This window comes from Telluria aromaticivorans, from assembly GCF_013003915.1.
In the GTDB taxonomy this organism is placed as follows: domain Bacteria; phylum Pseudomonadota; class Gammaproteobacteria; order Burkholderiales; family Burkholderiaceae_D; genus Telluria; species Telluria aromaticivorans.
Map to the genome: position 1 here is coordinate 946,263 of NZ_JABAIV010000001.1, position 24,360 is coordinate 970,622.

The 24,360-nt window shown below is 65.2% G+C and carries 25 protein-coding genes and 1 tRNA gene; 12 read left to right on the forward strand and 14 right to left on the reverse strand.

Annotated elements, in window-relative coordinates; all coding sequences use genetic code 11:
• Positions 1 to 23: 23 nt before the first annotated feature.
• From hscB to HGB41_RS04385, 6 genes are all read right to left on the reverse strand, one after another.
• Positions 24 to 539 carry a Fe-S protein assembly co-chaperone HscB gene (hscB, locus tag HGB41_RS04360; RefSeq protein ID WP_171081975.1) on the reverse strand — a complete coding sequence of 172 codons (516 nt, stop codon included), beginning with the start codon at positions 537 to 539 and terminating at the stop codon, positions 24 to 26.
• Between the two features lie 4 nt (positions 540 to 543).
• On the reverse strand, positions 544 to 867 hold the full coding sequence (gene iscA / locus HGB41_RS04365) for an iron-sulfur cluster assembly protein IscA (protein ID WP_171081410.1): 324 nt from the start codon (positions 865 to 867) through the stop codon (positions 544 to 546).
• Positions 868 to 897: 30 nt separating this feature from the next.
• Positions 898 to 1,287, reverse strand: a complete 390-nt coding sequence (iscU, locus tag HGB41_RS04370) for a Fe-S cluster assembly scaffold IscU (RefSeq protein ID WP_171081412.1) — start codon at positions 1,285 to 1,287, stop codon at positions 898 to 900.
• Positions 1,288 to 1,318: 31 nt separating this feature from the next.
• Positions 1,319 to 2,575 carry an IscS subfamily cysteine desulfurase gene (locus tag HGB41_RS04375; RefSeq protein WP_171081414.1) on the reverse strand — a complete coding sequence of 419 codons (1,257 nt, stop codon included), beginning with the start codon at positions 2,573 to 2,575 and terminating at the stop codon, positions 1,319 to 1,321.
• The gene (iscR, locus tag HGB41_RS04380; RefSeq protein ID WP_171081416.1) at positions 2,575 to 3,078 is read right to left on the reverse strand and encodes a Fe-S cluster assembly transcriptional regulator IscR; all 504 of its coding nucleotides are present in this window, start codon (positions 3,076 to 3,078) and stop codon (positions 2,575 to 2,577) included. Before iscR ends, HGB41_RS04375 begins: the two co-directional genes overlap by 1 nt.
• Before the next feature lie 199 nt (positions 3,079 to 3,277).
• A complete protein-coding gene (locus HGB41_RS04385) occupies positions 3,278 to 4,048 on the reverse strand; it encodes a uracil-DNA glycosylase family protein (RefSeq protein ID WP_171081418.1) in 771 nt (256 codons plus the stop codon).
• 161 nt (positions 4,049 to 4,209) lie between these two features.
• Here HGB41_RS04385 and HGB41_RS04390 point away from each other — a divergent pair, with 161 nt between their 5' ends.
• The gene (locus tag HGB41_RS04390; RefSeq protein WP_171081420.1) at positions 4,210 to 4,644 is read left to right on the forward strand and encodes a CBS domain-containing protein; all 435 of its coding nucleotides are present in this window, start codon (positions 4,210 to 4,212) and stop codon (positions 4,642 to 4,644) included.
• 243 nt (positions 4,645 to 4,887) lie between these two features.
• Here the strand turns inward: HGB41_RS04390 and maiA are convergent, their stop codons facing one another.
• Together maiA and HGB41_RS04400 are read right to left on the reverse strand one after the other, a co-directional pair.
• Entirely contained in the window at positions 4,888 to 5,532 is a 645-nt protein-coding gene (gene maiA, locus HGB41_RS04395; RefSeq protein WP_171081422.1) for a maleylacetoacetate isomerase, read from the reverse strand.
• A gap of 11 nt (positions 5,533 to 5,543) precedes the next feature.
• On the reverse strand, positions 5,544 to 6,563 hold the full coding sequence (locus HGB41_RS04400) for a fumarylacetoacetate hydrolase family protein (protein ID WP_171081424.1): 1,020 nt from the start codon (positions 6,561 to 6,563) through the stop codon (positions 5,544 to 5,546).
• Positions 6,564 to 6,672: 109 nt separating this feature from the next.
• Between HGB41_RS04400 and HGB41_RS04405 the strand changes: the two genes are divergently transcribed.
• Together HGB41_RS04405 and HGB41_RS04410 are read left to right on the forward strand one after the other, a co-directional pair.
• On the forward strand, positions 6,673 to 7,572 hold the full coding sequence (locus tag HGB41_RS04405; RefSeq protein WP_171081425.1) for a LysR family transcriptional regulator: 900 nt from the start codon (positions 6,673 to 6,675) through the stop codon (positions 7,570 to 7,572).
• A gap of 45 nt (positions 7,573 to 7,617) precedes the next feature.
• Positions 7,618 to 8,193 carry a gamma-glutamylcyclotransferase gene (locus HGB41_RS04410; protein WP_171081427.1) on the forward strand — a complete coding sequence of 192 codons (576 nt, stop codon included), beginning with the start codon at positions 7,618 to 7,620 and terminating at the stop codon, positions 8,191 to 8,193.
• Between the two features lie 3 nt (positions 8,194 to 8,196).
• Here HGB41_RS04410 and HGB41_RS04415 read toward each other — a convergent pair whose 3' ends face one another.
• The gene (locus tag HGB41_RS04415; RefSeq protein ID WP_171081429.1) at positions 8,197 to 9,612 is read right to left on the reverse strand and encodes a cytochrome P450; all 1,416 of its coding nucleotides are present in this window, start codon (positions 9,610 to 9,612) and stop codon (positions 8,197 to 8,199) included.
• Positions 9,613 to 9,699: 87 nt separating this feature from the next.
• Here HGB41_RS04415 and HGB41_RS04420 point away from each other — a divergent pair, with 87 nt between their 5' ends.
• Complete coding sequence (locus HGB41_RS04420; RefSeq protein ID WP_171081431.1) at positions 9,700 to 10,629, forward strand: helix-turn-helix transcriptional regulator; 930 nt, start codon at positions 9,700 to 9,702, stop codon at positions 10,627 to 10,629.
• Between the two features lie 153 nt (positions 10,630 to 10,782).
• On the forward strand, positions 10,783 to 11,262 hold the full coding sequence (locus tag HGB41_RS04425) for a YciI family protein (RefSeq protein ID WP_171081433.1): 480 nt from the start codon (positions 10,783 to 10,785) through the stop codon (positions 11,260 to 11,262).
• A gap of 153 nt (positions 11,263 to 11,415) precedes the next feature.
• Here the strand turns inward: HGB41_RS04425 and HGB41_RS04430 are convergent, their stop codons facing one another.
• A complete protein-coding gene (locus HGB41_RS04430; protein WP_171081977.1) occupies positions 11,416 to 12,537 on the reverse strand; it encodes a PA0069 family radical SAM protein in 1,122 nt (373 codons plus the stop codon).
• A 108-nt stretch (positions 12,538 to 12,645) separates the two neighbouring features.
• Complete coding sequence (locus HGB41_RS04435) at positions 12,646 to 13,290, reverse strand: tRNA-uridine aminocarboxypropyltransferase (RefSeq protein WP_171081435.1); 645 nt, start codon at positions 13,288 to 13,290, stop codon at positions 12,646 to 12,648.
• Positions 13,291 to 13,515: 225 nt separating this feature from the next.
• On the opposite strand from HGB41_RS04435, the gene HGB41_RS04440 reads away from it, so the two are divergent.
• Both HGB41_RS04440 and HGB41_RS04445 read left to right on the forward strand, forming a co-directional pair.
• Positions 13,516 to 14,769 (forward strand): dienelactone hydrolase family protein, encoded by a 1,254-nt coding sequence (locus tag HGB41_RS04440; RefSeq protein WP_229422717.1) that lies wholly within the window; start codon positions 13,516 to 13,518, stop codon positions 14,767 to 14,769.
• Between the two features lie 201 nt (positions 14,770 to 14,970).
• Entirely contained in the window at positions 14,971 to 16,155 is a 1,185-nt protein-coding gene (locus HGB41_RS04445) for an esterase/lipase family protein (protein ID WP_171081437.1), read from the forward strand.
• A 159-nt stretch (positions 16,156 to 16,314) separates the two neighbouring features.
• On the opposite strand, the gene HGB41_RS04450 is transcribed toward HGB41_RS04445, so the two are convergent.
• Positions 16,315 to 18,225 (reverse strand): hybrid sensor histidine kinase/response regulator, encoded by a 1,911-nt coding sequence (locus tag HGB41_RS04450; RefSeq protein ID WP_171081439.1) that lies wholly within the window; start codon positions 18,223 to 18,225, stop codon positions 16,315 to 16,317.
• Between the two features lie 185 nt (positions 18,226 to 18,410).
• On the opposite strand from HGB41_RS04450, the gene HGB41_RS04455 reads away from it, so the two are divergent.
• Entirely contained in the window at positions 18,411 to 20,648 is a 2,238-nt protein-coding gene (locus HGB41_RS04455; RefSeq protein WP_171081441.1) for an ATP-binding protein, read from the forward strand.
• 8 nt (positions 20,649 to 20,656) lie between these two features.
• Positions 20,657 to 21,112 carry a response regulator gene (locus HGB41_RS04460; RefSeq protein ID WP_171081442.1) on the forward strand — a complete coding sequence of 152 codons (456 nt, stop codon included), beginning with the start codon at positions 20,657 to 20,659 and terminating at the stop codon, positions 21,110 to 21,112.
• On the opposite strand, the gene HGB41_RS04465 is transcribed toward HGB41_RS04460, so the two are convergent.
• A complete protein-coding gene (locus HGB41_RS04465; protein ID WP_171081444.1) occupies positions 21,094 to 22,761 on the reverse strand; it encodes a response regulator in 1,668 nt (555 codons plus the stop codon). The two genes, HGB41_RS04460 and HGB41_RS04465, sit on opposite strands and share 19 nt — an antisense overlap.
• Before the next feature lie 133 nt (positions 22,762 to 22,894).
• Between HGB41_RS04465 and HGB41_RS04470 the strand changes: the two genes are divergently transcribed.
• Genes HGB41_RS04470 through HGB41_RS04480 form a run of 3 tightly spaced genes read left to right on the forward strand, consistent with a single transcriptional unit; the run spans position 22,895 to position 24,135 of the window.
• Positions 22,895 to 23,245 (forward strand): hypothetical protein, encoded by a 351-nt coding sequence (locus HGB41_RS04470; RefSeq protein ID WP_229422719.1) that lies wholly within the window; start codon positions 22,895 to 22,897, stop codon positions 23,243 to 23,245.
• A 24-nt stretch (positions 23,246 to 23,269) separates the two neighbouring features.
• Positions 23,270 to 23,713: a YeeE/YedE family protein gene (locus HGB41_RS04475; protein WP_171081446.1), complete on the forward strand. Its 444-nt coding sequence runs from the start codon at positions 23,270 to 23,272 to the stop codon at positions 23,711 to 23,713.
• Complete coding sequence (locus HGB41_RS04480) at positions 23,710 to 24,135, forward strand: YeeE/YedE family protein (protein WP_171081448.1); 426 nt, start codon at positions 23,710 to 23,712, stop codon at positions 24,133 to 24,135. Before HGB41_RS04475 ends, HGB41_RS04480 begins: the two co-directional genes overlap by 4 nt.
• Before the next feature lie 64 nt (positions 24,136 to 24,199).
• Here the strand turns inward: HGB41_RS04480 and HGB41_RS04485 are convergent.
• Positions 24,200 to 24,275 (reverse strand) — tRNA-Asn (locus tag HGB41_RS04485).
• Between the last annotated feature and the right edge of the window lie 85 nt (positions 24,276 to 24,360).

Genomic DNA, 24,360 nt, shown 5'->3' on the forward strand with positions numbered 1-24,360 from the left:
CGTGGGCGCGAGACCCGCCCACCCTACGCGTCCAGCGCCTCGAACGCATACTGCACTTCATCCCCAAACTTATCGAGGAACATCATCGCGCGCACGCCCTGCGCCGCAGCATGATAATCGCCCGCATCGAGCTGCCTGCCCACCTGCTCCAGCATGCCCTTGCGCTCGCGCCTGACCTGCGCATCGAGCGCATCCAGCGCGCCCGCATCTTTCGACGAGCGCGCATCGTCCAGCTCTTCGCGCCACTCCATCTGCTGCATCAGGAAGGCCGCCGGCATCGAGGTATTCGACTCGGTCTGCAAATCGACGCCATTAAGCTCGCACAGGTACTGTGCGCGCTTTTGCGGGCTGCGCAGGGTTGCATAGGCCTCGTTGGCACGGGTCGCCCACTGCATCGCGACGCGCTTCTCGGCGTCGGTGGCGTTGACGAAGCGGTCCGGGTGGACCCGGCCCTGCACTTCGCGGTAGGCCGCGTCCAGCGCATCGGCATCGACCGCGAAGCGGGCCGGCAGCTGGAACAGCTCGAAGTGATTCTGCATCATCTTAGATGCGGAAGCTTTCGCCGCAGCCGCAGTTGTCCTTGACGTTCGGGTTGTTGAAGCGGAAGCCTTCGTTCAGGCCTTCGCGCGCGAAGTCCAGTTCGGTGCCATCAATGTAAGCCAGGCTTTTCGGGTCGACGAAGACCTTCACGCCGTGCGACTCGAAGACCTGGTCGTCCAGCGTCATCTCATCGACATATTCGAGCTTGTAGGCCAGGCCGGAGCAGCCGGTCGTACGCACACCAAAGCGCAAGCCGATGCCCTTGCCCCGGCGTTCGAGGTAACGGTTGACGTGTTTCGCGGCTTTTTCGGTCAGGGTGATTGCCATCGGGCTTCGCTCCAGTATCTGTAAAACTCGTTACGCCTTCGCGGCGTGCTTGGCTTTGTAGTCGGCCACGGCGGCCTTGATCGCATCTTCCGCCAGGATCGAGCAGTGGATCTTCACCGGCGGCAGCGCCAGCTCTTCGGCGATCTGGGTGTTCTTGATCGACAGCGCCTCGTCCAGCGACTTGCCCTTGACCCATTCGGTCACGAGCGAGCTCGATGCGATGGCCGAACCGCAGCCATAGGTCTTGAACTTCGCGTCTTCGATCATGCCCTGGTCGTTGACCTTGATCTGCAGTTTCATCACGTCGCCGCAGGCCGGCGCGCCAACCATGCCGGTGCCGATCGCGTCGTCACCCTTGTCGAAGGCGCCGACGTTGCGCGGGTTCTCGTAGTGGTCCAGTACTTTGTCCGAATATGCCATGGTGTTACTCCTTGAATTCTCTAACCTGCAATTAGTGGGCTGCCCATTGGATCGTTGAGATGTCGATCCCTTCCTTGTACATGTCCCACAGCGGCGACAGTTCGCGCAACTTGCCGACTTTCGACTTCAGCAGGTTGATAGTGAAGTCGATGTCTTCTTCGGTCGTGAAACGGCCGATGGTAAAGCGGATCGAGCTGTGCGCCAGCTCGTCGCTGCGGCCCAGGGCGCGCAGCACGTACGACGGCTCCAGGCTGGCCGAGGTGCAGGCCGAACCCGACGACACGGCGATGTCCTTGATCGCCATGATCAGCGACTCGCCCTCGACGTAGTTGAACGAGACGTTCAGGTTGTGCGGCACGCGGTGTTCCATGTCGCCGTTGATATAGGCTTCTTCGATCTCCATCAGGCCCTTGGCCAGGCGGTCGCGCAGCGCGGTGATGCGCACGATCTCGGTGTCCATCTCTTCCTTGGCGATGCGGAAGGCTTCGCCCATGCCGGCGATCTGGTGGGTCGGCAAGGTGCCCGAACGCAGGCCGCGCTCGTGGCCGCCGCCGTGCATCTGCGCTTCCAGGCGCACGCGCGGCTTGCGGCGCACGTACAGGGCGCCGATGCCCTTCGGGCCATAGGTCTTGTGCGCGGTGAAGGTCATCAGGTCGCACTTGGTCTTGTTCAGGTCGATCGCAAGCTTGCCGGTCGCCTGCGCGGCGTCGCAGTGGAAGATGATGCCCTTCGAGCGGCACAGCTCGCCGATTTCGTCGATCGGCTGGATCACGCCGATCTCGTTATTGACCAGCATGACCGAGACCAGGATGGTGTCCGGACGCAGGGCCGCGGCCAGCTGTTCGACGGTAATCAGGCCGTTGTCTTGCGGCTCGAGATAGGTCGCTTCGAAGCCGACGCGTTCCAGCTCGCGCACGGTATCGAGCACGGCCTTGTGCTCGGTTTTCACCGTAACGATGTGCTTGCCCTTGCTCTTGTAAAACTGGGCCGCGCCCTTGATCGCCAGGTTGTTCGACTCGGTCGCGCCGGAGGTCCAGATGATCTCGCGCGGATCGGCGCCGACCAGGGCGGCCACGTGGACGCGCGCTTCTTCGACCGCGGCTTCGGCGGTCCAGCCATACATGTGGCTGCGCGAGGCCGGATTGCCGAACTGCTCGCGCAGGAAAGGAATCATCTTGTCGGCCACGCGCGGATCGATTGGCGTCGTTGCCGAATAGTCCATGTAGATCGGGAAATGCGGCGCAGTCGCGAAGCTCTGCTGGGTTTTTTTGTCCAAAGGCGCGTTCATCAGTTCACTCCGGTTTCAATTTTCGAATTTTGTACTGCTGCGGCGGTGGCAGGTCGGTGCAGCACCACGACGTTTTGTTCTTTTTGCTTCTGCTGGTCGACCAGGTCTTGCAGCGAGACCGAATCGAGGTAGTCGACCATCTTGGCGTTGAGCGTGGTCCACAGTTCGTGGGTCATGCAACGGGTGCCGGAAGCAGCGTCGGCGCCATGACAATTTTCCTTGCCGCCACACTGGGTGGCGTCGAGCGGTTCGTCGACCGCGATGATGATGTCGGCCACCGTCACCTTCCCGGCCGAGCGGGCCAGGCTGTAGCCGCCGCCCGGGCCACGGATCGATTCGACGATGGCGTGACGGCGCAGCTTGCCGAACAGCTGCTCCAGGTAGGACAGCGAAATGGCCTGGCGCTGGCTGATGCCCGACAGCGTGACCGGACCATTGCCCTGGCGCAGGGCAAGATCGATCATCGCGGTTACAGCAAAACGGCCTTTGGTGGTCAGACGCATCACAACCCCGGTTAATGTTAAAATATTGCCTCTTTCCAACTCATCGGTGCGCTGCAACAATCAAACTCTTGTTGGTGCTTGCGGAATAACCTGATTAGTTGAACGATTTAGTCAAGTATAGCAAATCCTGCTCCCCTTGTCTTGCAGACCCCCAAAACCGTAGGGTGGGCAAGTCCCTTGCCCACGCGTTCAAGCAGCCCTAGCGCAGCTGCAACAATTCCATCCTGCCAAACAGCTCCTGCATCTCCCGATTTCGGATAAACGAGAGGTTGTACGGATGCTCCGACACAATCTGCGGCAAGCCCGCCGTCTCCGGCAATTTCCTCAACTGCTCCGCGATCTTCCCCCACAACACCAGCGTCGGCGGCTGCGGCCGGCGAGCCAGCGCAGCCAGCACGGTTTGCAAAAACGGCAGCCAGGCGCGCGCGTCGATCGCCGGCGCCACATGCTTGCGAAACACCAGCGCGGCGTTCAGCAATAGAAAGCCTTCGCGCGTCAGGTTGTCCTGCAGCTGGGCCAGGGTCTGGATCGAGCCATTGCTGCGCGCGGCGCTGGCCACCGGGGCCATGGCGCTGCCGCCCGTGTCCTCGACCTGCAGCTGCCCGCTTGCCACCAGCAGCATCTTCATGAAATTCCTCAGCGAGGTGGCGCGGTTGACCGGCTTGGACAGGCCGGTCTCATTCCATAGCTCGTTCACGGCGCCATCCATGAAGCAGACCCCGGTCGCGCTTTCGGCGCGGGGGTAAGGCCCCTCCCCTACCAGCACGTGGCGCACCTTATCGAGCGGCTGGGCGAAGGCGGCGAAGATGCGGCCTCGCGTCGGCAGGTAGTCGTCGACGACCAGCGCCGGCAGGTAGGCGGGATCGGCGGCGGCAACAGCCTGCAAACCGGCTTCGAGGATGGGGCGCCAGGACGGGTCGGCAAGGCCGAGGGCATCGAGGATCGGGGCGGGGATCGGATGGAGTGGCATGGCGAAAGGACAGGTGGCGGGGAGGCGGGATTGTAGCGCAGGGCCATGTGCGCATCAGGTTGTCAATTACGTGGCCAATCTAACATCCCATTTTGGCGATTCAAGGCATGATGGTCCTGCTGCCCGCCAAGGGCATTTCGACCAACCATCCAGGAGACACCATGCAGACTATTCGTGAAGTAATGACCGCCGACGTGCAAACGATCTCGCCCCAGGACACCATCCAGCGCGCCGCGCAGCTGATGGACGAACTCAATGTGGGCGCCATCCCCGTGTGCGACGGAAAGAAGCTCGTGGGGATGATCACCGACCGCGACATCACCGTGCGCTCGACCGCCGTGGGCCAGGCGCCCGGCGAGACCAAGGTGGAAGACTTGATGAGCACCGACGTCCGCACCTGCTTCAGCAACCAGACGGTGGAAGACGTGCTGGCCACCATGGGCGACGTGCAGATCCGCCGCGTGCCGGTGATCGACCAGGACTCGAAGCAGCTGGTCGGGATCGTGTCGCTGGGGGATATCGCGACCAAGTCGCGTGGGGATACAGATGGTGCGCTGGATGAGATTTCGTCGCCGTCGGAGCCGGATCGGTCTTAAGTTCGCTGTTACAAACGCCTGTACGGCGGGTACTGATTGATGCCGGGTTCCTGGCTGCGGTACGAACTGGGATCCCGGCCTTCGCCGGGATGACGGTTTTTAGGCTAACTAGGGGGATGTAATAACGCTATTCATAGCGCCACCCTCAAGACCGTCGAACGCGCCACTGGCGCCTACGATTCCCGGCGAAGGCCGGGACCCAATTTGACGTTGAAGTAAAAACACGAATACCGCGTAAGGCCCCTACTCCGCATCCCCCTGCCTCGACGGATGCGCCGCCTTGAACGCCGGCAGGTCCACGCACATGCTGTTGATGCGCGCGATCGTCGGGTAGGCTGTCAGGTCGACATTGAAGCGCTGCGCATTGAACACCTGCGGCACCAGGTAGCAATCGGCGATGGTCGGGCTGTCGCCGTAGCAGAAGCTGCCGGTGCAGGCATTGCGCGCCAGGTGGGCTTCGAGCGAGCGGAAGCCTTCGATGATCCAGTGCCGGTACCAGTCGGTCTTGGCTTCCTCGGACTGGCCGAGGTGTTTCACGAGGTAGTTCAGCACGCGCAGGTTATTCAGCGGATGGATGTCGCAGGCGACGATCTGCGCCAGCTCGCGCACGCGCGCCCGGCCGATCGCGTCCTTCGGCAGCAGCGGCACCAGCGGATAGGTGTCTTCCAGGTATTCCATGATGGCCATCGATTGCGTCAGCGTGAGCGCGTCGTCCTGGAAGGCCGGCACCAGGCTGCTCGGGTTGACGGCGCGGTATTCGTCCATCAGGTGTTCGCCGCCGCCGCGCACCAGGTGCACGGGAATGGCATCGTAATCCAGCGCCTTCAGGTTCAGCGCAATGCGCACCCGGTACGCGGCCGAGCTGCGAAAATAGGTATAGAGTTTCATGCCCCCTCCTGTCATTTCCGGTGATAGCGAGTCACTTCCTGATCGATGGCGCCGAAGATGCTGGCGCCGCCGGCGTCCACCATCTCGATGCGCACCGTGTCGCCGAAGCTCAGGAACGGCGTCTGCGGCTTGCCGCCCTCGATGGTTTCGTACATGCGCACCTCGGCCAGGCAGCAGTAGCCGACGCCGCCGTTCTCGATGCTGGAACCGTGCAGGCCGCCCTGCTTGTTCGACACCGTGCCCGAGCCGATGATGCTGCCCGCACCCAGTTCGCGGGTCATGGCCGCGTGGGCGACCAGGCGGGCGAAGCTGAAGGTCATGTCTTCGCCGGCGTTCGGGCGGCCGAACGGCTGATCGTTGAGGGTGACCAGGATCGGCAGGTGCAGCTTGGAATCCACCCAGGCCTCGCCCAGCTCGTCCGGGGTGACGGCGACCGGCGAGAAGGCGCTGGCGGGTTTCGACTGGTAGAAGCCGAAGCCTTTCGCCAGTTCGTTCGGGATCAGGTTGCGCAGCGAGACGTCGTTCACCAGCATGACCAGGCGGATCGCGCCGGCGGCTTCTTCGACGCTCGCACCCATCGGCACGTCGCCCGTCACTACCGCCACTTCGGCCTCGAGGTCGACGCCCCAGTCTTCCGACAGCACGGCAATCGGGTCGCAAGGGCCGACGAAACGGTCCGAGCCGCCCTGGTACATCAGCGGGTCGCTGTAGAAGGATGCCGGCACCTCGGCATTGCGCGCCTTGCGCACCAGCTCGACGTGGTTGATGTAGGCCGAACCGTCGCACCACTGATAGGCGCGCGGCAGCGGCGAATGGCATTCTTCCTCGATGAAGGACTCGGCCTTGTCGGCGGTGCCGGCATTCAGGCGCTCGTAGATTTTGCGCAGCTGCGGCTCGGCGTGGTCCCAGTCGTCCAGCGCCGCCTGCAGCGTATGGGCGATCTTGGGCACGGCCTGGCAGGTGACCAGGTCGCGGCTGACGACGACCAGCGTGCCGTCGCGGCCGCCCGTCTTGAGTGTGGCGAGTTTCATTGCGCTTCCTTCAGGGATGATTGCATTTCGCCATTACAATTCAAAACGAACTATCATTCAATCAGTATTTTTCACCTGATTTATCAGACTATCTTATGAATGCCGCATCATGAATCCTACCTTGCGCCAGATGCGCGCCTTCGTCGCCCTGGCCAAGACGGGTAACTTTACGCTTGCCGCGCAAAGCATGCACGTCACGCAGTCCGCGCTGTCGGGTTTGATCAAGGAGCTCGAGCAAACGCTGGAAGCCAAGGTGGTCGACCGCAGCACACGGCGCATTGTGTTGACCGACATTGGCCGCGAGCTCTATCCGCTGTTCAGCCAAATGATCGACGACCTCGACGGCGCACTGGCCAATGTGGCCGACCACACGCGCCTGAAAAAAGGCATCGTGCGCATCGCCGCGCCCCAGCTGCTGTCCTGCACCCTGCTGCCCGGGGTGATCGCCGCCTACCGCAAGGCCAATCCCGACATCGAAGTGCGCCTGGGCGACACCGGGGTGGAAAGCGTGATCGCACGGGTGCTGTCGGGCGAGGCGGACTTTGGCATCGGCCCCGAGCGCGAGCCGGCGCCGCCGCTCGATGCGCAGGAACTCTTCGAAATGCCTTTCGCTCTGGTGTTCCCGAAGGGGCACGAACTCGAAGCCTCGGCGCGCGTGACCTGGAAGGACGTGACGCGTTTCCCCCTGATTTCCCTGCAGGGCCAGTTCACCGAGCGCCTGCTCGACGATGTCCACGCATCCTTGCGCGAGGTCCCGGTCAAGCCTGCCAACGAAGTGACTTTCATGACCACGGCCCTGGCGATGGCCAGCGCCGGCCTGGGCGTGACGGTCTGCCTGCCGTACGCGCAGCCGCTCGCGGCGCTGTACGGGCTGGTGATGCGCCCGCTGGAGGAGCCGGTGCTGAGCCGCCGCTTCTTCGTCTACACGCGGCCGGGGCGCTCGCTCTCGCCCGCCTCTGAAAGCTTCATCGCTTTCCTGCACGGGTTTGTCGGGCAAACGCAGGCTTGAGCCACGCGCTACAATGAACGGCCCCGCTTTCCGCAAACACCAACGATGTCCCTGAACACCATCGAGATCAACCGCCGGATGGACCGCTTCGACAGCCACGACAGCGTCTGGCTGTTCGGCTATGGTTCGCTGATCTTCAAGGCCGACTTTCCCTTCATCGAACGGCGGCCGGCCAGCATCAAGGGCTGGAGCCGGCGTTTCTGGCAGGGCTCGCACGACCACCGCGGCACCGAGGCCGCGCCCGGCCGCGTGGTGACCCTGGTGCCGGACGAGGGAGCTACCTGCCACGGCATGGCCTACCTCGTCACACCCGAGGAATTCGCCCACCTCGACCACCGCGAAAAGAATGGCTACCTGCGCCTGGCCACCGAGATCAGCTTCGACGATGGCGGCGCGCTTGAGGGCATCGTCTACATCGCCACCATTGACAACGCGGCCTTCCTCGGCCCGTCGAGCGAGCGCGAGATCGCGCGCCAGATCGCGACGGCGCACGGCCCCAGCGGGCCGAACGTCGACTACCTCTTGGCGCTCGCGCACGCCCTGCGCGCACTCGGCAAGCACGACGCGCACGTGTTCGACATCGAGCGCCACCTCGGCGAGTTCCACGACCCGCAGCGCTGATCCTTACGCCGCGCTGGACGCGAGCGCGAGGCACAAGGGCGTGCCCGGCCGCATTGAGATGTTCAGCACCGGTTGCGGCGCCGCCTGCCCAGCGGGAACCGACAGCACGAAACGCTGCAGCAGCATGGCCGCGACCACAGTCATCTCCATCAGCGCCAGGTGCTGGCCCAGGCAGACGCGCGGGCCGGTCCCGAAGGGCATGAAGGCGCCGCGTGGAATCGCGGGTGCGTCCGCGGCGAAACGCCCGGGGCGGAAGGCCTGCGGCTCCGGGAACCAGCGCGGGTCCTGGTGCATCAGGAAAACCGGGATCATGAACATCGTGCCCGTCGGGACGGTCCAGCCGCCAAGCGTAATCTCGCGCGTCGAGCGCCGGCTCATCAGCACCGGCGCGGCCGGATACAGGCGCATGGTCTCGTCCAGGGTTTGGGCCAGATAGCCCAGCGCGGGCAGGTCCTCGTCGCCGGGTGTCCTTCCCTGCAGCACCGACGCCACTTCCTGGCGCGCCTCCTCCTGCGCCGCCGGGTTAGAAGCCATGCACCAGGCCCACCAGGTGAGGCTGGCCGCGGTGGTCTCGTGGCCAGCCAGGAAAGCGGTCATGCATTCGTCGCGCACCGCATCCAGCGGCCAGGCCTGGCCGTCTGCACGGTGCAGCTCCAGCAGGCGGCTCAGCAGGTCTGCGGGCCAGGCGTCAAGCGGCAAGGCCAGGCGCGACTGCACCTGTCGCTCGACCAAGCCTGTGAGCTGGGCGCGCACCTTGCGCTTGCGGCGCTTCCACGGCATCCAGTCGGGCCAGCTGGCCGGCCAGAACATCTCGGCATTGCCCTCGACCAGGGCCGCGTGCACGGCGGCCTCCATGCTGCGCGCCTCATCGCCGATCTCGCTCGAGAACATCATGCGCATGATGACGTCCATCGTCAGCGCAGTCAGGTGGCTCTCGATCGGTACGGCTGCGGCGGCTTGCCAGGCTTCCATCGCCTTCCCGGCCGCGGCCGCGATCGTCGGCACGAAGGCCTTGACTGCTTTCGGCGCAAACGCCGGCTGCAGGGCGTGGCGTTTTGCGGCCCACTGCGGCGCTTCCGCGATCAGGACGCTGTTGCCCTGCAGGTAGGAGAAGATGCCGATGCCCCGTTCCCAACGAATCAAGGCTTCATGGTGGGTCACCAGCAGCTCGCGCACCAGCTGCGGATCGGCCACGACGAGCTGGTGTTCCGGCCACATGCGCAGGTGCACCAGGTCGCCATAGTCCTGGCGCCAGCGAGCGAGGGCGGCGGGCAGGTCGCGCGCCATGCGGGCCAGCAGGCTCCAGCCGGTCAGCCCGGATGGCGGCCCGGGCGGCCAGGCGCCGACAGGGTGACGGACGGGCGCCGGCGGCTGGCCACCGGCACGGAAAGGACATTGGGCAGGAGATGGCGTGTTCATGGCATCCATTTTTCACCGCTTCGCCCGTTGCGTCTTGAATGCAAACGACATCGACAGGCTTCGTGGGCATGCCTATACTTCCAGGCCATGGCCCCCGACTGCGACGCTAGATTGCTGCCCTGCCCCCACCCGCTGGCGCGCGCGCCGCGCCTATGCACCGAGGGTCGGCCCGCGCACGACCGGCTCTACCTCGCACCGCCTGCATTGCAGGGCGCGATGCTGGTACTGGTCAGCCGCGACACGGCGCATCTCACCTTGACCGATGCCCAGCGGCTGTCGCATTTTCCTGCCTCGCCCCTGGTGACGCTGTCCTGGTACCAGGGCCTCGATGCCGGCCTGGTCGACCCGCAGTGCGGCTGGCGCCCATTCGGCGCGCGCGTGATGATTTCGGGCAGCCAATCGCGCCCGCTGACCACCTGGACGCCGGCGAGCGGCCGCGGCTACATGGCCTGCTTCCTGCCGGACGTGGCCAAGGCGCTGTTCGGGATCGACCTCGCTGCCGTGCAGGACCGCTTCGTGCCGGCGATGGATGTCGTGGATGCGCACTGGCTGCCCTGCTTCGATGCCCTGCTGGATGCCGCTGGCGATGCCGCGGCCATGCGCGTGCTGGAACAACACCTTGGCGACCGCTGGCGCAGCGTGCAGGGCCGAAGCTCCAGCCGGCCGACGCTGCGCCAGATCGGGCGGCATTGGGTCGAACACCTGGCCTGGCAAGCCCACGAGTGGCGCAACATCTACAGCACGCGCCAGGTCGAGCGGCGCATCAAGTCCTTCAGCGGACGCTCGCTGCGCCAGTGGCAGGCGCTGACGCGCACCGAAGGCGCCTTCTTCGCCGCCCGCGAACGCTATGAAAGCGGCCAGCCCTTCGAATGGGCGACGCTGGCGCTGGACGAGGGCTTTTCCGACCAGGCCCATTTCAGCCGCGTGACCCGGGAGATCTGCGGCTTTTCGCCGACCGAGTTCGCCGACCGTTTTATCGAGGACGAATCGTTCTGGATTTACCGGCTGTGGGTGTGAAGGCTGCGTTGTGACGGTTGCGGTTTGACCAGTGATTCCGTCGGGGTGGCGCAGCGAAGTCCGCTAGAATCGTGGACGCGACAGGTTGCCCACCCGCAGCCTGTTCCGATAACACGCGCGTGCCAGCCACGCGCCATAACAGGAGAACAGGGAATGTCGAAGAAAATGCTGATGGTGTTGTGTGGATTGATGCTGGCTGCGATGCAGCCGGTGGCCGCACAGAGCAAGCCTGCCGAAGCGGCGGTGCAGTCGCAATACGATGCCGAGCTGGCCAAGTCGCTTGGCGGCGATGACCAGGGCATGCGCAGCTATGTGCTCGTGATCCTCAAGACCGGACCGAACAAGGTCACCGACAAGGCCGAGCGCGCGAAGATGTTCGAAGGTCACTTCGCGAACATCAACAAGCTCGCGGCAGAGAAGAAGCTTGCCGTCGCCGGCCCCCTGGACGGCAAGGAAGGCCGCCGCGGCATCTTCATCCTGGCAACCTCCGACATCCCACAGGCCAAGACCTATGTGGATGCCGATCCGGTCATCGTCAGCGGCGAAATGGTGGCCGAATACCACCAGTTCTATAGCTCGGCTGCGTTGATGGGCGTGAACGACACCCACAACAAGATCCAGAAGAAGAAATAAGAGACCAGCCGGACTACGCTGTTCAGTTTGCATGAAATCCAGGGTGGCCGGCTTCGCCGGCCGCGCGTTCAAATCACCGATGCACAGTGACAGATCCCACCGGAGTTGGACGCGGGGCCGTTCGTAGTTCAGCCCACTGGCCCGAACTATCCCCTAGAACAAATCCAGCTGCCCCGCCCCGTTCGCGTTCTGCTTTCGCAGCGCCGCCGGCACCACCAGCGGCTTGCGGAACTGCGAGCCATCCAGCCTGCCGAACCGCCCGCGAAACTCCCCCATCCCCAGCCGCTCTACCGCCTTGGTAAAGCGCTGGCGGATCAGGTCGGCCCAAATGCCCTCGCCATGCATCCGCTTGCCGAAATCGCTGTCGTAGTCCTTCCCGCCGCGCAGGTCGCGCACGCGGTTCATCACGCGCTGGGCCCGGTCGGGGAAATGGGCTTGCAGCCATTCCTGGAACAGCGGGTTCACTTCGTTTGGCAGCCGTAGCACCACATAATGCGCGCCGACCGCACCTGCATCGCGCGCCGCCTCCAGGATCTTTTCGATTTCCGGCTCGGTGACGAAAGGGATGATCGGCGCCACACTCACGCTGACAGGAATGCCCGCCTCGGTGAGGGTGCGGATGGCGCGCAGGCGCCGTGCCGGCGCCGCCGCGCGCGGCTCCAGCGTGCGGGCGATCTGCGGGTCGAGCGTGGTGAGGGTAATGGCGGCACAGGCCTGCCCGCGCGCGGCCATCGGCGCGATCAGGTCGATGTCGCGCTCGATCAGCGCGGACTTGGTGATGAGCCCGACCGGATGCTGGCACTCGCTCAGCACTTCGAGCACCTGGCGCGTCAGGCGCAGCTCGCGCTCGCAGGGCTGGTAGGCGTCGGTGTTGACGCCGAGGGCAATGTGCTCTGGCACATAGCCCGGCTTGGCCAGCTCGCGCCGCAGCAACTCGGCCGCGTTCACCTTGGCGAACAGGCGGGTTTCGAAATCGAGCCCGGGCGACAGGCCGAGGTAGCTGTGCGTCGGACGGGCAAAGCAATAGATGCAACCGTGCTCGCAGCCCCGGTAGGGATTGAGCGAGACCTTGAACGGGATGTCCGGCGAGGCATTGCGCGACAGAATGGTCTTGGCGTGTTCGTCGGTGACGACGGTGCGGAAGACGGTGGGACCGTCTTCGTCGCGCTCCCAGCCGTCGTCGAATTCTTCACGGCCATTGACCTCGTACCGGCCCTGCATGTTCGACACGGCGCCCCGCCCCTTGTGCGCCGCGAGCGGACGCGGGCCGAGCATGGGCTGCTCGTCCACGGGCTGGCGGTCGATTGGTGGCGGTGGGCGCTTGGGCACGTCGGCTCCATACTGTATATTTATACAGTATGTTACGCCTGACCCGCACGAAATTCAAGCAGAGCGTGCGCCGTGATGTGGATCCGGCACATACGCCGCCTGCTGCTCCACGAAGCCCGCGAAGGCATCGAGCAGCGGCTGGACCGGGCCGTCGTCGCCTTCCAGCTGCGCCAGCGCCAGGGCAGCCGCTTCCAGCGACGACAACTGGTGCGGCGCATGCGCCTTGCGAATACGGTAATTCGACGGCGCCACGTCCACCAGCGAAAGCCGCGGCAAACGCTGCAAGGCCTGGTTCAGGTAGAGCATCTTGCGGCTCTTGCGCCAGGTCGCATCCAGCACCACCAGCCGCATCCGGTCCGCATCGCTTGGGGCGAACGGCGGCGCTGCCGGCAGGTTGGCGTCGTCCGGCGTCTCCGGATACAGCAGCACCGGCACCCGTCCATCCGCATGCAGCAGCGCCTCCAGTTCCGCCTGGTCGAAAGCCTCGCCCACCGCCAGCACGCTTCCCGTCACGCTCAGGTGCAGCAGGCGCGCGCTGTTCTTCGCGTTCGCCACTTCCAGCGGATGTTGCAGCACCAGCAGCGCCGCCCGCGCCACGACCGGCGTGATCCAGCGGCAGATGCAGGCCGATTGCGCCCGCAGGCAGGTGGCGCAGCGCTGGCGCCTGGTGCCGGCTTCAGGCGGCGCGTGCTTGCTCATCCGATCATGTCCCCTCTTCTTGACAGGTTCGCATCATAACCGTTCCCGGAAAGCCACACCGGCCCTTGCCGGGCGTGGTCATCTTTGCACGCCACAAAAATTTAGCTCAAGAGTTGGCTAAACGGATATTGCTCTGCTCTCTCTGCCTACCTAGAATCAACTTATGCCTTGTGGAAATTATTCCGGATCGCATGTTCATTCGCACGCAGTCGAGACAGAGTCACCATGCACCCACGCCTCACGCTTCGCAACTTCACCGCCGCCGCGCTGCTCGCGCTGGCCATGCTTCCCGGTATCGCCGTGCAGCAGGAGTTGCAACTTGACCACAGGATGAACGAGCACATCGTCCAGGTGCCGGCCGGCGCGCAACATCGCGCCATGCTCGAGACCACGGTGTTCCAGCCCAATGGTCCGGGCCCCTTCCCGCTCATTATCATCAACCACGGCAAGGATCCCGGCCGCCCGGGCATGCAGCCGCGCGACCGCTTCTATCACATGGCCACGGCCTTCGTGAAACGCGGCTATGCGGTGATGGTGCCGATGCGCCAGGGCTTCGCCAATTCCACCGGCCGCTACCGCGACCACGGCTGCAACATGACCGCCAACGGCTATGCCCAGGCCGACGACATCGCCGCCACCCTGGCCTACGCGCGCCAGCAGCCCTGGGTCGACGTGGAGCGCATCGTGGTCGCCGGCCAGTCCTACGGCGGCCTGGCGACGATCGCCCTCGGCACCCGCGAGCTGCAGGGCGTGCGCGGCCTGATCAACTTTGCCGGCGGCCTGCGCGACGACAGCGACCGGTGCGCCTGGCGTTCCGCGCTGGTGGCGGCTTTTGCCGACTACGGGTCCAAGGCGACCGTGCCGACCCTGTGGATGTATGGCCAGAACGATTCGCTGTTCGGCCCCGAGCTGGCCCAGCGCATGCACGAAGCCTTCGAAGGGGCCGGCGGACGCGGGCGCCTGGTCGAGTTCCCGGCCTTCAAGCGCGACTCGCACGGCATGCTGGCCAGCCGCGACGGCGAGAAGATCTGGTTGGCCGATACGATGAACTTCCTGCAGCAGGTCGGCATGCCGACCAAGGTGCTGCACGAGGTGCCGCCGCCCCCTACCCCGGCCCGTACCGGGTTCGCCAAGGTCGACGACGTCGACGCCGTGCCCTTCCTGTCCGAGAACGGCCGCCGCGCCTACCAGGAATACCTGGGCAAGATGACGCCGCGCGCCTTTGCGGTGTCGCCGAGCGGCGCCTGGACCTGGGCCGAAGAAGGCGAAGACCCGGACGGCCGCGCACTGGCCACCTGCAGCGCCAAGAGCACCGAACCATGCCGCCTGTATTCGATCGACGACTACGTTGTGTGGAATGGGGATCTCGACCAGGCTGCGGAAGCAGCGGTGACGGCATCGGCTACGCCGGCGCCGAAGCTGGATGCGGCGACTTCGGCTCCGAGCACCTCGATCGGTAGCAACAAGGCGACCAATTAGGTGCTGTAGGGTGGGCGGGTCTTCCCGCCCGCGCGTTCAGATCACCTAGCCTAATACGCGCCGTGATTTGTTGACATGCGTTGAACGCGCGGGCGGCGAAGCCGCCCACCCTACGAAGGGCAGCAGCGTTAACGATCAAGCGCAAACCGCTACCTGCCCCCAGACCGGACAATGGACATTACGCCAACTCCGGAGATTCGCATGCCCCGTATCGTTCACGCCCTGCTCGCACTGGCCGCGCTCGGCGCCAGCGTGCCGGCGGCGGCAACGAACAACTACCCCGTCATCCTGGTCCACGGCTTCCTCGGCTTCGGCCCCGACACCTTCGAGCACAGCGGCTTCAACTACTGGGGCGGCTATGGCGACATCGCCTCGCACATGCAGGTCTACCGAGGTCCGCGCACGGTGTTCGCGGCGGTGGTCGGCCCAGTGAGTTCGAACTGGGACCGCGCGGCCGACCTGTACGCCCAGATCAAGGGCGGCTGCGTCGACTATGGCGCAGCCCACGTGCGCAGGTACGGCACTCCCGGCCAGCAGCAGACCCCGGCCGGAAAATGCTGGGCCGCAGACCCGAAGAACAACCCGCAGGACTACCCGCTCGCGCTCTACCCGGCCTGGGACGCCCGCCACCCGATCCACCTGGTCGGCCACAGCCAGGGTGGTACCACGATCCGCGCGCTGGTCGAATTGCTGGAACATGGCTCGCCCGAGGACGAAGGCGGCCACACCTTGTTCGCGGGAGGGAAAACGGGTTGGGTGCGCAGCGTGACGACGATCTCGGCGCCGCACAACGGCACCACCTATGCCGATGCGGTGATGAGCATCGCACCGCCGCTGCGCACGCCGCTGCACGAGGCCTTGCAGCACCGCTGGGCGCAGTGGGAACTGTCGCCCGACGGTGCGCGCGGCTTCAACCTGTGGGCGCGCACTTCGCCGCATGTCTTTTACTACTCGGTGGGCACGGTGGCGACCGAAGCGGGCAGCTGGTGCTGCAATGGCACCGACCGCGTGGTGGCGCCGGTGCAGGCGGTCTCGAACCAGTATCCGCGCCGGGACATGATCCCCGTCTTCAAGGCCACGGCCGGCGAATGGATCGTGCCATCAAGCTTCCAGCAGGGCCTGGGCGGCTATACCCAGGCGGCGCCGAGGCGGGTGCGGGTCGACAGCGAGTGGTTCGCGAACGACGGCGTGGTGAATACGGTGAGCATGCGGGCGCCCGCGGGGCATCCGGTGCGCGATTACGACGGGCGGTCAGTGAAGGGGAGCTGGAATTTTTTGGGGAATTACAAGGGGTACGACCACTTCGATATCCTCAACTGGCCGAATCAAGGGCCGTCGGCGAATCCGCTGTATGAGCGGGTGAGCGATATCATTTTTGGACTATAACGTGGCAGATCGGGCGATAGTTGAACGCGCGGGCGTCCGTAATTTCGGGCACTGCCCAAAATTACGGACGCCCGCCCTACGAACAGCCGCACCGCGTAGGGTGGGCAGATTCTGCCCACGCGGTCAGGCGCCGGACGCGTCGCAACAGTGCAACCCTGGTCAGTGCACGCTCCGCAAACTCCGCGCCAGGTCCGACAGCCGATACGGCTTGCTCACAAACATAAAATCCCCCAGCTTGTGCTGGTCCAGCTTGAGCGCCGGCTGTGGATAGCCAGAGGCCAGCATCACCTTGACCTCCGGGTAGTTCTCGCGGGTGTACTCGGCCAGCTCGATGCCGTTCGGGCCGCCCGGCATGACGATGTCGGTGAACAGGATATCCACGTCGCGGCTGGCCAGCAGGTTGATCGCATCCTGGCCGTTGGACGCGGTCATCACCTCGTAGCCCATGCTCATGAACAGCGCCGAGGCGACGTCCAGCAAATCCGTTTCGTCCTCGACGATCAGGACGGTCTCGGAATCGCCGTGGGCCGCCGGCTCGCGCTCCGCCGAGGTGACAGCCGGCAGGTAGATCGAAATCGAGGTGCCGCGGCCTTCGAGGCTGTCGATGACCACCTCGCCGCCCGACTGCTTGATGAAGCCGTACACCTGCGACAGCCCGAGGCCGGTGCCCTTGCCCATTCCCTTGGTCGTGTAGAAGGGCTCGAAGGCGCGCTGCACGGTTTCGGGCGACATCCCGGTGCCGGTGTCGGTCACCGATACGCACACATACTGCCCCGGAGCCAGTCCCGGCACCTCGCCTTCGCACAGGGTGACCGGCGCGGTGTCCATGCTCAGCAGGCCGCCCTCGGGCATGGCGTCGCGCGCATTCACCACCAGGTTGAGCAGCGCCGATTCGAAGCGGGCGGCATCCACCACCGCGCTGCCGGCCTGCGGATCGAGGTTCAGTTCGAACTCCATGCCCGAACGCCCGGCGCGGCGCAGCACCGATTCGAAACCGGTGATGATGCGGTTGATGCTGCGCGTTTCCGGCTGCAGCGGCTGCTGGCGCGCGAAGGCCAGCAGCTGCTGGGTCAGGGTGGCGCCGCGGTCGATCGCGCGCCGCATGCTGTCGAGGGTCTTGGTGTCGGCGCCGTTCTGGCGGCTCATGCCCAACACTTCCAGGCCGCTGGCCAGCACCGACAGCAGGTTGTTGAAGTCGTGCGCGATGCCGCCGGTGAGCTGGCCGATCGACTCCATCTTCTGCGACTGGAACAGCGCGAGCTGCGCCTGTTCCAGCGCCTCCGCCGCCAGCTTCTTCTCGGTCAGGTCGCGCGTGATCTTGGCGAAGCCAACCAGCTGGCCGTCGTCGCCGTGGATGGCGTCGATGATGACGTGGGCCCAGAAGCGGGTGCCGTCCTTGCGCACGCGCCAGCCTTCCGATTCGTAGCGCCCTTCCCTGCCTGCCGTCGCCAGCGCCCGCACCGGCATGCCGGCCTCGCGGTCTTCGTCCGTATAGAAGCGCGAGAAATGGCTGCCCACGGCTTCGTCGTAGCTGTAGCCCTTGATGCGCTCGGCCCCGACGTTCCAGTTCGAGACTATGCCTTCGGGCGAGAGCATATAGATCGCATAGTCGGTGACCCCCTGCACCAGCAGGCGGAAGCGCTGTTCGCTCTCGCGCAGTGCATCCTCGGCCAGCTTGCGCTGGGTGACGTCGCGCGTGATCTTGGCGTAGCCCAGCAGGTCCTGGTGCTCGTCGTAAATCGGGTCGATGACCACGTGGGCCCAGAAGCGGGTACCGTCCTTGCGCACGCGCCAGCCCTCGGCTTCGTACTTGCCCTGCTGGAGGGCCTGCGCCAGTGCGCGCGCCGGCAGGCCGCTGGCGCGGTCTTCCGGCGTATAGAAGCGCGAGAAATGCTCGTTGAGGATCTCGTGCGGCTTGTAGCCCTTGAAGCGCTGGGCGCCGGCATTCCAGCTGTTGACGTGGCCGGCCGGGTCGAGCATGTAGATGGCGTAATCGCTGATGCCGGCGATCAGGTATTGGAACCGTTGCTCGTCGGTTAGGGTGGGCTTGGCGGGATGATGCGTGTTCATGTGCCTGGGCGCTTCCGTAGTCTAGTTCGGCAAAAAACGTATCATATCGTTGCTCAGCGATATCAGGCTGCACGCATAGCTCGCATCGCCCGTTTAAATGTGACAAAACGCTATAACACCGCTAGATTTGCCGGATTTGACGTTACAATTCCGGGTTGTAGCTTACTGCCACTTTCTGTTGACACATGACCCAGGCTTCCCCCGACACCCTCGACATCATCGAATGCGCGGACGAACCGATCCGCATCCCGGGCAGCATCCAGCCGCATGGCTTCCTGCTGACGCTGTCGCACGGCCTGCACGTGCTGCAGGCCAGCGCCAACCTCGGCGACTGGACCGGCATGCCGGCGCAAGAGGCGCCCGGCCGGCCGCTGGCGGATGTCGTGGGGGAGGTCGCCGCGGCGCGCCTCGCGGCCGAGATCGGTGCGGGCGAGCTGGCCTCGCGCCCGGCTTACCTGGGCATCGTCAGCGCCGCCAACGGCGCGCACTTCGACGTCCTCGCCCATGCCTGGGACAGCCTTGTCATCCTCGAATTCGAACGCGTGGACCGCCCGCACGCGGCCGACTTCCGCCAGCTGTATCCGCTGGTCGGCGATTTCCTGCTGAAGGTGAACCAGTCGCTGTCGATCAGCGCGCTGTCCGAACTCGCGGCGCACCATATTCGTGCAGTCACCGGCTACGGCCGCGTGATGGTCTACCAGTTCGATCCCGACGGACATGGGCACGTCCTGGCCGAGTCGAAAGAGGCTGGTTACGACTCCTACCTGGGGCAGCACTTCCCCGCCACCGACATTCCGGCGCAGGCGCGCGCCCTCTACACGTTGTCGCCTATTCGCGTGATCCAGGACGCGAACTACTCCCCGGCGCCCCTGGTTCCCGGCCTGAATCCCCTGACCGGCGCTCCGAACGACCTGTCGTTCGCGGCGCTGCGCAGCGTCTCCCCGGTACACCTGCAGTACATGCGCAACATGGGGACACTGGCTTCGATGTCGGTGTCGCTGATCGTCAAGGGCCGGTTATGGGGCATGGTTTCCTGTCATAACGGAACGCCGCGCCCGGTGTCCGTCGAGAAGCGCACGACCTGCGAACAACTGGGACAAATCCTGGCCCTGTGCATTGAATCGCGCGAGGACGCCACCGAACTGCAGTTCCGCCTTGAAGTGCGCCGCATCATGGTGGAGATGCTCGGGCGACTCACCAAGGGCGGGGATTTTCTGGAAAACATGAGCGGCGTGTTTCCCGAGCTGCTACGCTTCGGCCGGGCCGGCGGCGTAGCGATCGTCATGGACGAGCGCGTGCTGGCCTACGGCGACACACCGGATGAGCAGGCGATCCGCGCGCTGGCCGGCTGGCTCGCGGTGCAGGGCCATTGCGAACTGTTCCACACCGACCACCTGATGGACGTGTATCCGCCTGCGGCGGCCATGGTGCGCAATGCCAGCGGCCTGCTGGCCCTGCCCATCTCCCGCATCCACCGGCACTACCTGCTGTGGTTCCGTCCGGAGGTCGTCAAGACCCTCGAATGGGCCGGCAACCCTTATGAAAAGCACGTCGCCGCCGATGCGCCGGCGCAGCTGGCTCCGCGCCTGAGCTTCGACGCCTGGCGCGAAACCATCCACGGGCGCAGCCTGCCGTGGCATGCCGCCGAAATCGAGCTGACTGTCGAGTTCCGCACCGCGCTGCTCGGCATCGCGCTGGAGCGTGCCGAACAGATGGCCGAACTGGCCGAGGAACTCGGCCGCGCCAACAAGGAACTCGAGGCCTTTTCGTACTCGGTGTCGCACGACCTGCGCGCGCCACTGCGCCACATCGTGGGATTTTCCGACCTCCTGATCGAATCGGCTGGCGCAGACGACCCGGAGCGCCGCCAACGCTTCCTGAGGAATATCAAGGAATCGGCGCGCCTCGCCGGCAAGCTGGTCGACGACCTGCTGTCGTTCTCGCAGATGGGCCGCGCGGCGCTGCGCCCGACGGCGGTGGATATGAATGACCTGGTATCGGCCTGCATCGACAAGCTCGGCACCGACATGGGCGAGCGCAACGTGGAGTGGCACATCGAACGGCTGCCCACCGTACGGGCCGACCCGACCTTCCTGCACCTCGCCGTGCTCAACCTGCTGTCGAACGCGGTGAAGTTTACCAGCCAGCGCGATCCTGCGATCATTACCATCTCGTCGGAAGATAGCGCAGGCGAGCGCGTCTTCCACATTGCCGACAATGGCGCCGGATTCAACATGGATTACGTGCACAAGCTGTTCGGCGTATTCCAGCGCCTGCACCGGATGGAGGACTTCGAGGGCACCGGCATCGGCCTGGCCAACGTACGCCGCATCGTGGAACGCCACAACGGCCGCGTCTGGGCCACCTCGGCGCAGGGAGAAGGAGCAACCTTCTCGTTCAGTATCCCGAAACATCCTATCTGAGGCAAACCATGCTCAAGCCCATCCTGCTGGTGGAAGACAATCCGCACGACCTGGAACTGACGCTGATCGCGTTGTCGAAAAGCCAGCTCGCCAATGAAGTCGTGATCGTACGCGATGGCGCCGAGGCGCTCGATTACCTTCACCGGGGCGGCGAATACGCCGAGCGTACGGTCGGCAACCCGGCCGTTATCCTGCTCGACCTGAAACTGCCAAAGGTCGACGGGCTCGAGGTATTGAAGAATATCCGCACCAGCGAGGCGCTCAGGAGCGTCCCCGTCGTGATGCTGACGTCGTCGAAGGAGGAGCAGGACGTCGTGCGCAGCTACGAACTCGGCGCGAATGCCTACGTGGTCAAGCCGGTTGACTTCACGGAATTCGTGCGCGCAATCGCCGACCTCGGGGTTTTCTGGGCAGTCCTGAACGAACCGCCGCCGGGTTCGCGCCGCTACATCAAACCCAAGTGAGCCCGGCCGGCTGATTTGTCACCAGTAGCGGCGGCGCGCGGATGGCGTGGGCTACGCAGCAGGTGGCGGATGCGCGCGCTGAGCGCGTCCGGATGGTAGGGTTTTTGCAGCAGGTGGACCGAGGCGTCCACCTTGCCTTCGTGCGACAGCAGGCCTTCGGCATAGCCCGATGTATACAGCAGCTTGGCTTGCGGCAGCCGCTTGCGCACCACCTCGCCCAGCTGCAGGCTCGTCACGGGGCCGGGCATGATCACATCGGAAAACACCAGGTCGACGTGGCGGCCGCTCTCAATGATGTCGATCGCCACCGCCGCATCCGGCGCTTCCAGCACTTCGTAGCCCAATGCCGACAGGATCGCTGAGGTGGAATCGCGCACGGCGTCTTCGTCCCCCACCACCAGGATGGTTTCCAGGCCGCCCGCCAGCGGCAGGCTGTGTATCGGCTCGAGCACGGTCGGCGCCGCATCGCTGCGCGGCAGGTAGATGCGCACGCTGGTGCCCTGCCCGATCTCGCTGCGCAGCACGATCTCGCCGCCCGACTGCTTGACGAAACCATAGGCCATCGACAGGCCCAGGCCCGTGCCCTGCCCGGTTGGCTTGGTGGTGAAGAAGGGTTCGAAGGCGCGCAGCAGCACTTCCTGGGGCATGCCCTTGCCGGTATCGGCCACTTCGATCATGACGTAGTCGCCCTGCGTGACTTCCGGCGGCAAGGTGGCGCTGGCGCCCGTGCTGGCGTCGACGTTGGCGGCGCGGATCTTCAGGGTGCCGTTGCCTCCCATGGCGTCGCGCGCATTGATGGCCAGGTTCAGCAAGACGTTATTGAGCTGGTCCGGATCGACCGTGGTGCTGCCCAGTCCCGGCTCGATCTCGGTGAAGACCTGCGCACTCGGCCCCAGCACGCGGCGCATCATGTCGTCCATGTCGCGCAGCAGGTGGCCGGGATCGACCACCACCGACTGCAGCGGCTGGCGCCGCGCGAAGGCCAGCAGGTGCGCGGCCAGCTTGGCGCCGCGCTCGACACCGGTAAGCGCCATGTCGACCCGCGCCCGGGCGCTGTCGTTCAGGTTCCCCACCAGTTTCAGCAGCTGCAGGTTGCCGCCGATGATCTGCAGGACGTTGTTGAAATCGTGGGCGACCCCGCCGGTCAGCTGGCCGATCGCTTCCATCTTCTGGGCCTGGTGCAGCGCCGACTGGCTCGCGGCGAGCTGTTCCTGGCTCACGCGCAGCGAGGCAAAGGCGGCATCGCGCTCGCGCCGCGCGATGCAGGCCCCGCTGTGGTAGCGCACCCGCGCCACCAGTTCGCGCGGATCGGGCCACTTGACCAGGTAATCGTTGGCGCCCGCGGCAAACGCCCGCGCCTTGATCTCGGGGTTGTCTTCGGAAGACAGCACGATGACCGGCACGTCTTCGGTATCGGGATGGGCGCGCAGCAGGGCGGTGACCTCGAAGCCGTCCAGGCCGGGCATGCGCAGGTCGACCAGCACGACGGTGGCGGCTACTGCCCGCGCCACCTCGACCGCGCGCGCGGCACTGGACTCATAGCAGAGGGAATGCCTGACGCAGCCCTTCAGCCCGTGAGCGATGATGTCTTGCGCGAAGGGCTCATCGTCGATGAGAAGGATGGAGCAGTCGGGACGATCGTCAATCATTGCGTCATAGTCGAAGATGCTGCACGATCTTGCAAAAGTGTAAGAGTTAATTCTACTACAAGCCAATTAATTCACAATTGACGATCTTGAGGCGTGCGCCTGTATTGACAGGCGGCGGCTTGCAAGTCCGGGCATGCGCCACTATCTGTACCCCATGCGCAAGCGCCAGCCCGACATGCCCGCCCCCGCCCCGCCATCCGAGGCCTCCTGCCCGCTCTGCGGCCGGCTCCTCGGCACGGTCAACATCGACCGCCACCACCTGGTGCCCAGGACCTTCAAGGGCAAGGAACAGTTCCCGATCCACAAGATCTGCCACCGCAAGATCCATTCGGCGCTCACCGAGCGCGAGCTGCTGCGGGCCTACCACACCTGGGAAGCGCTGCGCGGCCAGGAAGACATCCGTAGCTTCATCGACTGGGTGGCGAACAAGCCACCCGGCTTCTATACTCGTACGTATACCTCGAACAAGAAGAACTCCCGTTAGCCGTCTTTTCTGCCGGAGGCCGGCATGCAGATCGACTGGAGCCATTTCACCCCGTGGAGTTCGCTGGCGGGCGGCCTGCTGATTGGCGCCGGCATCGCGCTGCTGGTGCTGTTGAACGGCCGCGTCGCCGGCATCAGCGGCATCGTCGGCGGCCTGCTGCGCCCCTCACCCGGTGAAGCCGGCTGGCGGGTCGCCTTCCTTGCCGGGCTGGTGGGCGCGCCGCTCGTGTGGGCCCTGTTCGCGCCGCTGCCCGCGGCCCACGTCGACGCCAGCTATCCCGGACTGCTGGCGGCTGGCCTGCTGGTCGGCATCGGCACCCGCTATGGTTCCGGCTGCACCAGCGGCCACGGCATCTGCGGCCTGTCGCGCGGCTCGCCGCGCTCGATCGCCGCCACCCTCGCCTTCATGGCCACCGGCTTCGCCACCGTCTGGCTCGTACGCCACGTGCTGCAACTGGGGACGCCATGACGCTCGTCTTTGCACTCATCGCCGGCTTCGTGTTCGGAACCGGGCTGGTGATGTCGGGCCTCGCCGACCCCGCCAAGGTGCTTGCCTTCCTCGACCTGGCCGGCAACTGGGACCCGTCGCTGCTGTTCGTGATGGGCGGCGCGCTGCTGGTGTCGGGGCCCGCCTTCGCCATCGCGAAGCGGCGAGGACGCACGCTCGCGAACGGCCCGCTGCAGCTGCCGGGCAAGGGCCGGGTCGACCGCAGGATGATCGTCGGCAGCCTGGTGTTCGGGGTCGGCTGGGGCCTGGCCGGTTATTGCCCCGGCCCGGCGGTGGTGTCGCTGGCATGGGGCGGCCTCAAGCCGCTGCTGTTCGTGGTGGCGATGGTGGCGGGGATGGGGGTGTTCGAGCTGGCGGAACGGCGGCGCGCTTCCGGCAGGTGAATAAGCCACTGAGCGGCAAGCGCCAAACAAAAAGGGCCGCATTTGCATGCGGCCCTTCGAATTCTGGCTCCCCGACCTGGACTCGAACCAGGGACCTGCGGATTAACAGTCCGTCGCTCTACCAACTGAGCTATCAGGGAAAAGAGGCCGCATTATAACGGCCCGACATCGTTTTGACCAGTGCCGTGCAAAAACAAGCCACGCGCAGCGCCGCGGATGCCGCTT